Source organism: Arthrobacter sp. FW306-05-C, assembly GCF_021801725.1.
In the GTDB taxonomy this organism is placed as follows: Bacteria; Actinomycetota; Actinomycetes; order Actinomycetales; family Micrococcaceae; genus Arthrobacter.
Map to the genome: position 1 here is coordinate 20918 of NZ_CP084558.1, position 13787 is coordinate 34704.

14 protein-coding genes and 2 pseudogenes are annotated in these 13787 nt (G+C 62.1%); 11 read left to right on the forward strand and 5 right to left on the reverse strand.

Annotated elements, in window-relative coordinates:
* The first annotated feature begins 10 nt into the window (after positions 1–10).
* A complete protein-coding gene (locus LFT44_RS21890) occupies positions 11–799 on the forward strand; it encodes a hypothetical protein (protein ID WP_236803191.1) in 789 nt (262 codons plus the stop codon).
* A 414-nt stretch (positions 800–1213) separates the two neighbouring features.
* Here LFT44_RS21890 and LFT44_RS21895 read toward each other — a convergent pair whose 3' ends face one another.
* Together LFT44_RS21895 and LFT44_RS21900 are read right to left on the reverse strand one after the other, a co-directional pair.
* Positions 1214–2578 (reverse strand): hypothetical protein, encoded by a 1365-nt coding sequence (locus tag LFT44_RS21895; RefSeq protein WP_236803192.1) that lies wholly within the window; start codon positions 2576–2578, stop codon positions 1214–1216.
* Positions 2575–3795 carry an HsdM family class I SAM-dependent methyltransferase gene (locus LFT44_RS21900; protein WP_336885654.1) on the reverse strand — a complete coding sequence of 407 codons (1221 nt, stop codon included), beginning with the start codon at positions 3793–3795 and terminating at the stop codon, positions 2575–2577. The genes LFT44_RS21895 and LFT44_RS21900 overlap by 4 nt, the downstream gene beginning before the upstream one ends.
* On the opposite strand from LFT44_RS21900, the pseudogene LFT44_RS21905 reads away from it, so the two are divergent.
* From LFT44_RS21905 to LFT44_RS21940, 8 genes and pseudogenes are all read left to right on the forward strand, one after another.
* Positions 3792–4769: pseudogene (locus LFT44_RS21905) on the forward strand (chromosome partitioning protein ParA); the annotation flags it as partial. The gene LFT44_RS21900 and the pseudogene LFT44_RS21905 overlap by 4 nt on opposite strands.
* 56 nt (positions 4770–4825) lie before the next feature.
* Complete coding sequence (locus tag LFT44_RS21910) at positions 4826–5053, forward strand: hypothetical protein (protein ID WP_236803193.1); 228 nt, start codon at positions 4826–4828, stop codon at positions 5051–5053.
* 869 nt (positions 5054–5922) lie between these two features.
* Complete coding sequence (locus LFT44_RS21915; protein ID WP_236803194.1) at positions 5923–6369, forward strand: hypothetical protein; 447 nt, start codon at positions 5923–5925, stop codon at positions 6367–6369.
* 321 nt (positions 6370–6690) lie between these two features.
* Positions 6691–7482 carry a hypothetical protein gene (locus tag LFT44_RS21920; RefSeq protein ID WP_236803195.1) on the forward strand — a complete coding sequence of 264 codons (792 nt, stop codon included), beginning with the start codon at positions 6691–6693 and terminating at the stop codon, positions 7480–7482.
* A 40-nt stretch (positions 7483–7522) separates the two neighbouring features.
* Positions 7523–7696: pseudogene (locus tag LFT44_RS21925) on the forward strand (helix-turn-helix domain-containing protein); the annotation flags it as partial.
* A gap of 102 nt (positions 7697–7798) precedes the next feature.
* A complete protein-coding gene (locus tag LFT44_RS21930; RefSeq protein WP_236803207.1) occupies positions 7799–8605 on the forward strand; it encodes an ImmA/IrrE family metallo-endopeptidase in 807 nt (268 codons plus the stop codon).
* A gap of 280 nt (positions 8606–8885) precedes the next feature.
* Positions 8886–9800 carry a ParA family protein gene (locus LFT44_RS21935; protein WP_236803196.1) on the forward strand — a complete coding sequence of 305 codons (915 nt, stop codon included), beginning with the start codon at positions 8886–8888 and terminating at the stop codon, positions 9798–9800.
* The gene (locus LFT44_RS21940; protein WP_236803197.1) at positions 9797–10168 is read left to right on the forward strand and encodes a ParB family protein; all 372 of its coding nucleotides are present in this window, start codon (positions 9797–9799) and stop codon (positions 10166–10168) included. The genes LFT44_RS21935 and LFT44_RS21940 overlap by 4 nt, the downstream gene beginning before the upstream one ends.
* Positions 10169–10261: 93 nt before the next feature.
* On the opposite strand, the gene LFT44_RS21945 is transcribed toward LFT44_RS21940, so the two are convergent.
* The 3 genes from LFT44_RS21945 to LFT44_RS21955 form a co-directional block, all read right to left on the reverse strand.
* Positions 10262–10582: a hypothetical protein gene (locus LFT44_RS21945; protein ID WP_236803198.1), complete on the reverse strand. Its 321-nt coding sequence runs from the start codon at positions 10580–10582 to the stop codon at positions 10262–10264.
* Positions 10583–11423: 841 nt separating this feature from the next.
* Entirely contained in the window at positions 11424–12440 is a 1017-nt protein-coding gene (locus LFT44_RS21950) for a YncE family protein (RefSeq protein WP_236803199.1), read from the reverse strand.
* A gap of 16 nt (positions 12441–12456) precedes the next feature.
* Positions 12457–12789, reverse strand: coding sequence for a hypothetical protein (locus tag LFT44_RS21955; protein ID WP_236803200.1), 333 nt, complete (start codon positions 12787–12789; stop codon positions 12457–12459).
* Positions 12790–12878: 89 nt separating this feature from the next.
* On the opposite strand from LFT44_RS21955, the gene LFT44_RS21960 reads away from it, so the two are divergent.
* Both LFT44_RS21960 and LFT44_RS21965 read left to right on the forward strand, forming a co-directional pair.
* The gene (locus LFT44_RS21960; RefSeq protein WP_236803201.1) at positions 12879–13388 is read left to right on the forward strand and encodes a Chromate resistance protein ChrB; all 510 of its coding nucleotides are present in this window, start codon (positions 12879–12881) and stop codon (positions 13386–13388) included.
* On the forward strand, positions 13385–13787 hold a 403-nt coding region (locus LFT44_RS21965; RefSeq protein ID WP_236803202.1), incomplete at its 3' end, for a chromate resistance protein ChrB domain-containing protein. The genes LFT44_RS21960 and LFT44_RS21965, both read left to right, overlap by 4 nt.

A 13787-nucleotide genomic window follows, 5' to 3' on the forward strand; every position in this document is an offset into this window, starting at 1 on the left:
AGGGGGAAGCATGAGTGAATCTGACGGCATCGACGAGGCTATCGAGGGAATGTCACGCGTCGGGCTGACTGTCGCCGGCCGGCTTGGTGAGCAGGTGGCCAGGGCGCGCGAGCAGGCTATTCGCCGCGCCCAGGCGGCCGGGGAACAGCAGGCCCGTGAGTTGCAGGCCCGGTTTGACGCAGAGCGCGCAGCAGCCCGTGCACAGCTCGCCCCAGTGATGGACAACCGTTGGTGGGACACGGCCACCGGCCGCGACGTCGAGAGAGTGCACGAGGCGGCCACCGCGTGGAAGGACCACGACCCGGCGGCGCGCAGCGCGGCCGAGGTGATCCGGGACCAAGTGCAACGCCGCTACGGCCTGGACGTGGACAACCTGGGCGCCAACGATGCGTCGGTGGCCCCTGCCCTGGCGAAGGCCGAACGGGACCGCGAACAGGCAGAGCAGGAGCGCAGCACCGGCCGTGACGAGAACACCCAGGCCGCGCAGCTGCTGGCTGAGGCCACCCGGGAGGACCAGGACCGCGAACAGGACGTGACCGAAGAGAACCAGCGGCCCGAGGCTTTGACCGGAGAAGCAGGCATTAAGTACGACTCAGCCGAGCGCCGACAGGAGCTGGCCGCCAGTCTGGAGGGCGTTGCCGACCGCGAGGCCGTTCAGGCACGGCTTAGCGCCGACCAGGACCAGGGCACGCCGCCCAGCACGGCCGTGGCCAAGGCTCCAGGGCGCAGCCCGAAGGCCCGCAATACGCGCGGAACCAACGGCCAGACCAAACTCCTGCAGAAGGGCATGAGCCGCTAGTACTCCAGGAGCACGCAAGGGGCCGGCACCACAGTGGTGCCAGCCCCTTTTCCGTGTCTGACGTTGTTACGTCTGGTCCGGCCCGTTGGTCGCGCTATTAGTCGTGTCCTTCTTGAGGCTCCTGAACGTGGCAGCCATGGCCCGCATCGCGTCCGGATCTTCGCCCCAATAGCGTCCGCCCCGGTTACAGGCACGGAACGAGGTCACATGGGACTCTTCCATAGCCTGCCGCAGCTCCACCCACGCCGCCTGCAGATCGGCCCGCTGCTCAGGCGTCAGCGGTTCAGGTTCGCGGGGAGCAGCCGTCCGAGCAGGGGCCGACACTACCGCGGCTGGCGTCCGACGCCTTCTCAGCAAGTTTCGCAGCCCCATGTTCACCTCTCCTGATGGCAATAACTGGTCTCCTGTGAATGCTTAGACTGCGCGTTGCTCAATCTCGGTTTGAATCAACTGGATGGCTTCAGCTTGCAAGGCGTTTGCACGGTCGAGGTTTTCCCATGCCTCAAACGCTGCCCGTCCTGATTCTTCGGGGATTTGAGGGAGGATGATGTTCTCTACGTCGCCGCTGTAGACAGCGTCCACAACGGAGCCACAAGAAAGAGCACGGACCTGAAGCTGCGCCTGCCGTGTGGAGAACGCTAGGAAAAGTGATCCCGGGTTAGTGCCGGGAAGACACTTGATCCTCATCACGTGGTTATTCGCCAACCAACCCGCCCTGGATTCAGTGATGAGCACGGGGATCGCCATTCTTTCGTCCGCACGACCTTCGGCCCCGAATGCGATCATGCCTGGGAGAAGTTCATATTTGGTGAAATCCACTGACCGAGCCGCCAGATAGCGCATGTTGACCGGATTAGTTTGGAGGAGCTGACGTCCGGAGACGATGGGACGCCCGTACGCTTCCTCAACGTAGTACCGGGTGTACCGTCCGGGAATGTTTGCCTCTGCAACGTCCCCGCACCTCGTGCCGCCAGCGGCCAGCAGCGCTGCACGGGTTCTCGACACCTCGGGGTCGTGACGAGCAGCGTCCAGCCGTCCATTGAGCTGGCTGGCAGATACTGTCCATCCCTCTTTCATCGCGGCATCTCGGGTCTCGTAGGGCGCGCTGTCCTCAATGTCCTTAACCAACCGGGTGATTTCCAGCCTGGCAGCTTCCCGCAACTGCAGCGATTCCTGTACGAGCGAAGAGATGGCCGACACGAAGCCCGACTCAAAAAAGGGAACTTCAACTGCCGCCATGTCATCTGCGGACAAGTGGTCAATAACTCCACCAGTCTTGTTGCGGGTCAACAGGGCCTGACCTGTGGGCGAGCTTAGGAATGCGAACACATAGTTGCGGGTGGTGGTGTCTTGGATGCTTAGCCGCAGCATGTCGTCACTGAGAGCAAACTGAGCTATGTACTCGTCCGCAATTGCCAGGGGCCCCAGATTTCGACCTGAGCAAGTCTGCAGGATCGTGCCCGCTTGCGGCATCAGTGCAGCAGCAGAACCTTCGGTTGCGGACAGCAGATCCGCAGCCTCAGGAAGGTAATCGAAGACGTCATAAGGGCGGAGGTAAGGGATGTTCGTCTCCCCTAGACCGGCGTATACCCTCTTCGTACGGCTCGTGGGGGCAATGGACCCCAACCCATCTTCGCCGCCAACCGTCTGGGTAGTAACGCCCATTGCCTTCAGCAGGACAAGTCGCTCCGCAGCCTGGACGCCCGGAGAGCAGTGAAACTTAGCGTCAAGCCTCAAGCCCTCACGTGCAAAGCGTGAGCGGACCGGAGCAATAATCATGCTTGCTCACCCAACCACCGGAGATATGCCGTCGCAACCTCAGGAAGCTCGTCGTCCACCTGACGCTCACGAACCTCAATCTCTTTGAGCACCTCGACCCCCGTCTCAGGATCAATCTCACTGATAGTTTCGGTGCGGACCGCTATAGCGTCGGCACCGTCCGGAGTCCGGCGATAAATAGTGTTGCCACGCTTGTCGTGGCCAATCTTCTCTCCTACAGCCATGAAAATCGGGTAGTCAAGACCATCGGACTGCGCCAAAGCTTTCTCTTCCGACGAAAGCCGGCGCATGACGACGATGGAAGTTTGAGTGTCATTTCTCGGCTGGAAGAGGTCGCGATGCATATCGACCACAGCCAGAATCTGTACATTTTGCAGCAACCACGTACGCACGTACGCCAAGCCCGGGTTGTTGAGGATGCCGTTGGGAATCACCATAGCCATACGGCCGGTGCCTTCACGCAGCAGTTGAATACACCGCTCGATAAAAAGGATCTCCGGAGGCTGAGACTTCTGCAGGATGGGGATTCCGCTTACGTTCCTGCGGATGCTCAGTTGCCCGTTTTCATCCTTATCCCACATAGCGGCCAGTTCGTACTGGGCCAGAAGGTCCTCGTCGTCGATGACGATATTGGCGCCGAAAGGCGGATTTGAAACGATTACGTCCACGGACCCATAGCGAATCTTTTCCCGCAGCGACGGCTCCCAGGTGTGCGGACTTTCGAGGCTGTTCGCCTGCCAAAGTCCCCCAGAACCATCGTTGTTCATGACCATGTTCATCTTCGCCGCCCGAACTAGGCCGGGGTTCAGGTCGATGCCATTGACGCAGCTGGAGAGATACTCCGTCCTGCGTCGGTAAAGCTCCTGGCGTTCCTCCTCTGTGCCGGAGGCGGGGTCCATCCAGTTCTTACGCTCGTCCGCTTCGATGAAGGCCAATGAGTGGTTCATGGCTGTTATGAGGAACCCGCCAGTCCCACATGCCGGGTCGAGGACCACTTCATGGGGTTGGGGATTGAGCATAGTGACCGCCATGCGGCAGGCATTTCGTGGGGTGAAGAATTCGCCTCGGTCGCCGCGAAGATTAGAGCCTACGATCTCTTCGTAAGCTACGCCCTTGACGTCTACCGGGGAGGCCAGGAGGGAAAAGGCCTGGAGTTGGCTGACTACGTAGGCGATGACGGTTGGGCGTCCAGGAACCCTCGACAGCTGCCAAAGCAGCTATCCCGGAACCTGTCACGCGTCGGAGCCTCAAGGACACTTCGTTCCTGGTCAGCGCGCCCGTACTGGAGCCCGCTACGCGTGGTTGGCGCGGCACACTGACCCGCCTGGGCTTCCGCATGGAACCGTCCCCCGAGGAATTGGCCGAGCGCGAAGATATCCGCACGGTGAGCCAGCACTGGCCCGGCCCCCGGACGGTGGCTGTGGTCAACCGCAAGGGCGGAGCGAACAAGACACCCACGGTCGTCATGCTCAGCGCGATCCTGGCCCGGTACAGCGGCGCGGCCACCGTCGCGTGGGATAACAACGAGTCCCAAGGGACACTCGGCTGGCGGACCGAGCAGGGCAACCATGCCAATAGCGTCTTAGACCTCATCGACTCGTCCCAGACGTTGCTCTCCCCCAGCACCAACGCGGCCGAAATCGCCCGGTTCGTACACCACCAGACCGCGGACAAGTTCGACGTCCTGCGCTCGGACGAGAACGAGGAAGGCGACCACGAGGTGACCGCCGAGGAAGTGGACATTGCCCACCAGGTGCTTACCCGCTACTACCGGCTGATCGTCATGGACTCCGGTAACACGGCCCGGGCAGCGAACTGGCGTCGGATGATGTACCACACCAACCAGCTCGTGGTCCCTGTAACAGCCATTGAGGACCGCGCCGAGGCCGCTCGCTTGACCCTCCAGACGCTTGAGTCCCGTGGTGGCCACGACGCAGAGCTGGCGCGGAACGCGGTGGTGATCGTCTCGGAGTCCACCGACGCCAAGCGCAGCATGAGCGGTGACGCGCTCAAACGTGCCAAGGACGAGGGCCGCCGGATCGCGGACGGCTTCGCCCCGCACGTCCGTGCCGTCGTCCGCATTCCCTACGACCCTGCCCTGGTCAACGGACCCATCCGCTATGACGCTCTCCAGCCCGCTACGCAACGCGCCTGGCTCGCCGCAGCGTCGGCCGTAGCCAGAGGTTTCTAAGCGACACGCCGCTAATGCTCCCGAGTCTAAGAAACTGTTACCGCTTGAATGGGCCTATGGCAGGTAAAGGAAATAACGGAGGCGGCCGCCGCAGCAAGGGCGAACGCCGACTTGTTGGTACCCGCATGCCCATTCCCGACGCCGACAAGCTGGCAGCTGTTGCGGAAGCCGAAGGCATGACAGTCAGCGACTACGTCGCGAACCTCGTGACGCGGCATCTCAACCAGGTGCAGCTCGACACGCTCAGTAACCAGGAGGCCTTGCCTATCCCTCGCGCTTCTTAAATGGTGAAGGCCCGCACTAGGCGGGCCTTCAATTCAAGTTATTAAGCTCTTCACCGCATTTGCTTGGCGGCTACCCGGTGAAGGGCTCCTACTTCCACACCCTCTAGGAGGGTCCTTCCGTTATGCCCCTAAGTGTACACGCACGTCCTTTGGCGTCCACAGAAAACGCCGTGCTTCCTACGCGTCGCCGACGTGTAAACCGCAGCCAGGAGACGACTTCGGCCGTCGTGCTGGCCGCCGTGCCGGCGGGCATGGTCCGGGCAGCTCACGGCCGGCAAACCATGGCAGCCCTCCTGCGGCACGAAAAGTTCTCCCTGTGCAACCGGAACGGCCGGGCGACCATCGTCTCCGTACTTGGTGCCCTGATCGAGCGAGCCGACTACGACAGCATGACGAGCCGACCAGGCTGGGAAGCCCTTATTGAGGCCACGGGAACGTCCAGGACGACCGTCGCCCGGGTCCTTCGACTCCTAGCCACTTGGGGCCTGATCGGCCGCGTAGCGTCCGGCAGGCAGGCCAAGTACGCCACCGCCGGCCCGGACGGCGAACGCATTAACGAAGCAGCCGTCTATGTTCTGTGCGCACCGTCGCCGCTGGCGCTTGTTCATAAAGTTGGCACCCCTCCCGCCCTAGGCGGTTCTTACCTTAGAAAGAAAGAAATAACCCATGCACGCGCGCGAGAAAAAAGCTCACTAAATGACGTGGCTCCGCCACGGCTCATTCCTGCAGGCGCCGCAAGCGGCGCACCTGCCACCGAGGTGCCATGGCGTCCAGAACTGCTGTGGCCAGCTCACCGATCGCCAAACCGCCGTGTACAGCGTGTGGCCGCCGCGTCCGAGATCCGCTACCGGAGCTTTCCCCTGCGTTGCATGACGGCCAAAGACGTCGCCAGCTCCTGCCGGGACTTTTTCCTGGCCGGATGGACCGTCGCAGACATTCTGCACGCCCTCGACTGGCGGCCTGACGGCACGCTGTGGCCGCACAGCGGTGCACCGGACACCAAAGAAGCCTGGCGGATACGCGGCTGGCTGAAGCACCGCCTCAACGCCTGGCGCACCGAGGCCGGCGAGCCGCTGCGCTCCCGCGATCAGCAGGCAACGGCCCGCGCAGCTACTCTCCGCCGCGAGCAGGAGGCCGAGCGCCGGCGGATCCTGGAGCGCCAGGCCGAGCGCGCAGCCCAGCTGGACGCCGGCGACTCCCCCGCCAAGGTCACCGCCATAGCGAAGATCCGCGCCATGTTCGACGCCAACAAGCGCCAGCGCTCCAGTCTGCGCGCGGCCGCGCAGCCGAACTGGCGGGGTTTCCTCGATGGGTAGCCTCTCTCCCACATGTGCACAGCAAAAGCTCTACCCTTCGGGCTTTTCCTGCACACATGATGGACGACAGGAACCAGCTGACCGCCTGCACACAACCGCCGGGTCACCACACACAGGAACCTAACCCAACGCAACCGGCGGATGTGCACAGCCTCGATGACCCCACGAATCACCGGTCAAGCATGCAGCCTTGAACGGACTTACGGCGGTTCTCTCTAGGGCTTGCATACGTCGCAAACATGACGGTGACTTTTTGATGATTATTTCTAAAGTCTCAGTTACTATTAGATCAATTGATTCTAAAGTGCTGGAGAGGGAAAAGTGACTGCTTCTGAAGCCGATGTCTGGGCATCGCAACTCTTGGGTCCAATCGGTCCTCAGGTACGGGAACAGCTCCCGGGCATCCTGATTGACACGCATAACAAGTGCGTAGCCCTGCAAACTGGAAGCGAGCTCTCTACCGCACATGCTTACGGGCTAATGTGGGTAGCCCTCCCGAATGACGTGGCCAGAAAACTGAGCAAACTGGAGGGGGCCGACGTATTCCGCCCCCGGAACGGCAAGTACCCTGTGGTCGCATTTAACGGTGTCCCGGTACTACCCTGGCGGGTTTCGAAGGAGCTGGTCTCCCAGTTGGAGCACACTGTTCTGGCCGAGCCTGTCAAGGGCACGAAGCGTGCCCTGTTCGAACGTCGGGCGGTCCAGACGATGTTCGATTTTTCGCCTCGGGAGGGCAGCCCGGATATGTCTGAAATGCCCGCTCCTGGAGATGAACCAGACTTGCGGGAAATGATTCAGGAACTTGTTGGGGACGAAGCCCACGTCGCCCTGCTGGCCTATTCGAGCAACCAGCACGCCTTGATTTCGGCTCACTTTGGCTATGCGAAGCTCGGGGAAAACGACGTCATCGAGATTACCTACTCTGAAAAGATCGACCTTGACGGGGCTGCCGCCCAGCGACTCCGCGTCGTTCCTGATCTGGATGCGGTTGATTCGTTCGATGCAGGCGAAGTGGAAGCACTTGTCCTTCGCCCTCGCACTTCCCTGGAAGGAACGCCTTCCGCGGAGCGGCCGGTTGAGCTACCCAACACGGCTGAGCAAGAAAATGACTAGGTTCGACCAGCCCAGTCTCTTTCCGGAGAAGGTGGCGGCGATGGCCTTTGACCCTCGTCGCCTCACTCAGGCACGTTTGCTGGCCGGACGAACCAAACAGGACGTTGCGGCTTCACTAGGAATCTCCGGAGCGGCGCTGGGTCAATACGAGGCGGGAATCACGACACCGCGCCCAGATCAGCTGCCTCGGCTCGCTGAAACTCTAGGCGTCCCATTGAGTTTCTTTACTGCAGGGAGGCCCCACGCGCATTTGGACGCATCCACGGCGCATTTCCGAAGCCTCAGGAGTACTCGAGTCTCACAACGGGCGAAGGCAGTGACCTACGTGGAGATGCTGTGGGAATTGACGTATGCCATGGAGAGCTATGTCGAGCTCCCTTACGTCGATCTTCCTGCCCTTGCAGATGAAATGGATTCCCCCTCCCCGGAGGCGGCAGCCCGTGAGCTTCGGAAGCGCTGGGGCATCACACAAGGCCCGCTTCGACACCTTGTTAGGACGATGGAGCAGCATGGAATTATCGTCGCGTTGACAACATTGGCCGAAGAGGAAGTAGCACGTGTCGATGCGTTCTCCACCACGCATCTCCCACGGCCGGTTGTGATCCTCACGTCTGACCGCGCGGACGACGTCTACCGGCTGCGTTTCACCGCTGCTCACGAACTTGGCCACCTTGTGCTGCACCACGACGTTGCTGCTGGTGACATTGAAAAAGAGAAAGAAGCGGATCGTTTCGCCGCGGAACTACTTGCTCCCGCGGACCTAATTAAAGACGAGCTCTCAGCACGAATTCGCCTCAATGCCTTGGACGAAGTCAGCCGGCGCTGGGGTGTATCGCAAAAGGCGCTCATCTACCGAAGTCGAGAGCTTGGACTTGTGTCGGATAGCTCAGCGCGCCGGGCGTACCAAAAGCTTGAGCAACTGCGGACCAGCGGAATCCTCCAAAACGAGTCGGTCAGACGCTTTCCCGGCGAAACACCAGCGCTTCTCGCGAGTGCTTTCGAGCTTGCCCTGGATAACGGTCTAACACTGGAAAAGCTTGCAGCCCGCTTGTCGTGGCACCCTGCCATGGTCAGGGCCATGTTGGGGGAAACAAGCTCGAGGCCCAAGCTCCGGCTCGTATAGCGCCGTGTTACTGCGAGCCGGCACCGTACGTCGGCATCGTGACCGCTAGCCCAAATGGTGTTAGAGCATGGGTAGCCGTCTCTCCCGGTGGTTCCCGGCCGGTGCGCCGGCAGTCCCCCATTGAAGCGCTCGGCTCAGTAAAGCAATGACAGCTTGCTACAAAAGTTTTGCTTTTTTCACTTTTTTCACAAGTGAAAAAAGTGAAGACACGGGAGCCAGCTTCACAAGCGAAACAAGTTCTGCTGTCTACGCTGGGAATACTTGTGAAGGGAAGGGCTCAATGAAAAACGAATTGGACCGTGGAGCGCTCAGTAGGATCATTGCTGTAATCAACGGCAAAGGTGGAGTCTTTAAGACCAGCATTGTAGCCAACGTCGGTGGACTTCTCGCTGAGGCCGGCTCACGCGTACTCCTCGTGGATCTGGACCCGCAGGGCAACCTGGCAGAGGACCTAGGCTATTCCGACCAAGGGGACGGCGGCAGAAGTCTTGCAGCTGCGCTCTGCTTCGGCGCCGAGCCGGCCCTGCTAACGAGCGTCCGACCAAACTTGGACGTCATCGCAGGAGGGCCGGAACTCGACGATGCAGCAGCATTTCTTGGAGCCAAGGCCCAAAAGGACCGCGATGCAGCTCATCTAGCCCTTGCAAAGATGCTGGCAACTGTCGCGGGGGAGTACGACCTCGTTCTACTTGATTGCCCGCCCGGCAATGAGCCGCTCCAGGCCGCGGCCGTCGCAGCGGCACGGTACGCACTGGTACCACTAAAGACAGACATGTCCAGTCGCAAAGGCGTCGCTGCGGTTGCGGCACGCATGGACAGTGTCGTGGGGCTCAACCCATCACTGGATCTCTTGGGCGTCGTCTTGGTTGGAACCGGAACCAATTCCAAACAGGTCCACAAGGTCACCCGTGACCACCTCATTGCGGATTTCGGAACCGATGAAGTGCTGTTCCCGATGACTATCCGTCATGCAGAAGCAACCGCCCAGGCATGCAGGGAACGGGGGCTGCTAGCGCACGAGCTTGAACGGGAACTCAGCAAAGCACCCAAATGGTGGGAGATTCGTCGCGGAGAAGCGAAAGCCACGAATTCAGGACCAAAGTCTGCATCCAGCGTTGCTGAGGACCTACATGCAGTCGCCATGGAAGTAACGCGGCGCGTCGCCGCTGCAGAGTCCCAGGAGGTTAGTGCATGAGCGCCGAGCAGAACACCAGCCGGCCCGCGCTAGGGCTGCCGCCGCGCCCCTCCGGAGCCCCAGCTGCCGATGCGCCGTTAGCGCGCATGCTCTCCGGTCGCCGTAAGGAGGCGCCGGCGAAGAAGGAAGAACCGAAGGATGCCAAGACCGAAAACATGACGGTTAGCATCCCAACCGCCCTTCGTAGCCGTGCCAAGGCCGCGTACAAGGCGACCAGCTACGCCGAAGGGGATAACACATGGGCCCACTTCGTTGCTAAAGCCATCGAAGCAGAAACCCGGCGGCGCGAAGCCGAACACAACCAGGGCGAGATGTACCCGGCATGGGGAGAGAAGCTACCTGGAGGCAGGAGACTCAAGGACAGCTAAAGGCGCTGTTGTCTCAAGAAAATAAGGAATGGCCCCGGAACGCTTCCGTGGCCATTCCTTATCCGAGGGAGCACGAAGCGGTAGCTCCGGCGCTCACTCCCACGTTGATTCTTCGTCCCACAGCGCCTGGTAGGCAGCTGCTTTGTACATCAGGGACATCGACTGGATGGAGGCCCATGGAAAGAAATCGGGCTGCGCTTCAGGGTTTCCGCCAACACGGTCATACTCCTTGCCCTTCTTGGGCACCACAAGACCATCGATTTCGCTTCCGCGCCCCGATATCCCCACCTCGGATACGGTGTCTACTTCGAGCCGGATCATCCCCCGGGATTCGTTATCGGCGTAGCGCAGAGGGTGGTTTAGGTTGATGGCGACGATGTCGCCGGCTTCAAGGTTCAAAGGTGTGTTCTCCATATGGACCACAGTAAATGCTCGTGCGGACAGCCTCCTATCCCCGTCAAGGACCGCCGGCGCCCTTTGCCCGAGCTACGCGGAGGGCCCGCCGGCCTTGGGTGGCTGCTTTGCGGGTTAGCGATCTCGAGCTAGTTTCCTGCAAGATCCTGCCCATTTGGCCACAAGGTGCGGATGCCCCTGACCGTGCTTACTAGAGGATGGATGTACGTCGGGGGCGGCCGCCGTTATAGGATCCAGACTAAATCAAGCGGACGCTCTACCACCTGAGCTACAGAGCCATGAAGTGGCTCCGGAGGGGTTCGAACCCTCGACCTTCCGGTTAGTGAGCAATCCGGTCGTGAGCCGGCGGGGAACGCGTTCTTCCCTTGCCCCTAAGACAGACAGCCGCTCTACCCACTGAGCTACGCCCCCGTGACTGTGGAGGCGAGGGGAATTGAACCCCTGACGCGCTGTTTTGTGAGCAAATCCGGTCGTGAATCGGTGGGGAGCCATCTCCCTTTTGCCCTATTACTACTATCTTACCATTTTGTCAAGGTAAAGTCAAATTTTCGAGAATCCCTCCAGTGGAGTTGATAATTCTTCCCGCTGCAGCACTTCCCTCAAAAACGACCGATATCTTTAGTCGCGCGCGGGCTGTCCGTCATGTAGTTCACTGGAGTTTGAGGCCGGCCTGTCGCGACGGGCGCTGACCTGCTCGAATTCGAAACGGTCGAATTCTGACCGGGCGGTCTTTTCCCTGAATGGCGGCCGTCCTCAAGGGCGGACGCCATTGCTCCTTCGGGAGGCGGCAGGGCCACGATGCAACCGTCCGGTCGAAACGGACCCTGCGGGGTCGCTGCTGTTATTTGGCGGGCTCCATGATTCGCAGGACGGCGTGTCCGTTGATGTCCTGGAGGGGGAAGTAGACCCGGTGGGTGACCTGGTCGACCGCGACGGTGTGGGCGTGGTCATTGAGCTTGGCCGCCGCCACCGGGACCAGGGCGCGGTCGTGCTCGTCGAAGATACTGACGGTGCCGTCCTCGGCTGCGAGGTAGAGCCGGTGCAGGCCTTGGTCGAACGCCAGAACGTCCGGGGTGTTGCCGGTGTCGAACCGGGCCGTGATCTCCTTGCTGCGCAGGTCCAGGACGAGGAGTTTTGCGTTGCCTTCGCAGGCGATGAACGCCAACTGCTTCGCCCCGTCGATGAAGAGACCGTGGGGTCCGTCGCACCCATCGACCTTAAGCCGGTCCGTGACGGCGTCGGTGGCAGGGTCGATGATGAGCAGCTCGCCGCGGCCCTGCCCGTTGACGAACACCTTCCCGCTCGTCGGGTCGTAAATGACGTTTCCGGTCCCGCCGCCGACCTCGATCGGCGACCGGGCCTGACCGGTCGCGAGGTCGATGACGGTCAGGGCATGATCATGTTCGTTGGAGACGTAGGCCTTCCCATGGGCCGGGTCATAGGCTATCCCGTCGGGAAGGTCGCCGGACTTCACCCGGCCGGTTTCCCGGAGGGTGCGGGTATCAATGAGGGCGACCTCGTTGGTACCGGCGGCGGCGGCCAGGAGCGTGTGCCGCTCAGGGGCCACCATCACGCCGTGGACCGAGGCCGTACCCTGGGCCGTTCCGTCCACTGCCGGCTTGCCGAGGTCCACGACATCGACCGTGCCGTCTCCCATATGGGCGATGTAAAGCCGCCGGGCAGCGGGGTCAATCGACTGGTAATCCAGCCGTGTCGCCCCGCCAGGCAACGGCAGGTCCTGCACCTGTCTCAGTGGCAGGGCCGAGGCGGGTGCCGGGCCGGAGCAGCCGGCCAGCATCAGGGCCGCCGGCAACACCGTGGCAGTGACAGCACGGCGAAGGATCGCGGGGAACGGCATGGGTGTCTCCTGTCGCTCAGAGGATAACGACGTTCACAACGAACGCGGTGACCGCGCCGGCGGCGATCACCAGGTACGGACGGGACAGCCGGGACCCCGCGGCCGCGGCCAGGGCCGGGGGCAGGCCGCCTGCGAGCAGGCAGAGGATGTCTCCGGCGCTGACGGCCGGCATGAAGTCATCATTCAGGGACCACAGGTTTGCCAGCAGCCGCCACCCCAGGACGGCGACAAACGTTCCGGCAGTGGCAGCAGCCAAAGGCAATGGCTGCCAGTGGCAGGCCCGGGCCGCAGCAGCCACCGCCGAACCGGAGATCAGTGCGGCGGCCAGGATCAGTGCGGGCGGGACCATGCTCCCTCCCCCTTTCAGGCCGGGCGGCCATCGGCTTTACCCCCACGCCCAGTCTAGTGCAACCATGGTTGCACGATTACCATGGGTAGGTGAGTAATGAGTCTTTTCCCGCGGGATCCTGGGTGCTGCTGAACTACCGGATGCCACGCACCCCTTCCAGCCCGAGGGTCGCCGTCTGGCGGCGTCTTCAGTCCCTTGGCGTTGCCCAGCTGGGAGACGGGCTTGTCGCCTTGCCCGCGGACGCGCGGACAAAGGAACATCTGGAGTGGATCGCCGCCGAGGTCGAGGCCAACTCCGGGACGGCCACCGTGTGGGTCGGCCGCCCGTCCAGCCCCGCCGGGGAGCGACGGATCGTGGCAGCGATGCAGGATGAGCGCCGCAAGGAATACCTCGCCCTGGCCAAGGACGCCGGCGACGCGGCGGCCCTGCCGGATGCGGCACGTGCCCGCGCCGCCAAACGCCTTCAACAGCAGCACCGGAAGATCGGCCGGCGGGACTACTTCCCGCCCACCGAACGCGAGACCGCCCGCGCCGCAGTCAAATCCATCCTCCAACCGGCGTCCGCACTACCGCCCGTAGCACTCCAAGCGGGCCAATGAAGTGGGCCACACGCCCGGGCGTGCACGTTGACCGCGCCGCCTGCGCCTGGCTCATCCGCCGGGCCATCGACCCCCAGGCGGATTTCATCTACGTTAGCGACGCCGCTGACGTCCCTGCCGACGCGACCCCGTTCGATATGCCCGGCGTTGACCTCGGCCACCACGGGGCGGACTGCAGCTTCGAGACCATCCTGGACAGATACGAGATCCACGACCCGGTCCTGACCGCAATCGCCGAACTCGTCCACGAGGCAGACATCGAAGATGACCGCTTCGACGCCCCCGCCGCGCCGGGTCTGGACGTCATCATCCGGGGCCTGTCCCTCACCCTGGACGACGACGCCATCCTGGCCGCGGCCGACCCGATCTTCAACGGACTCTACGAATACTTCAAACGGG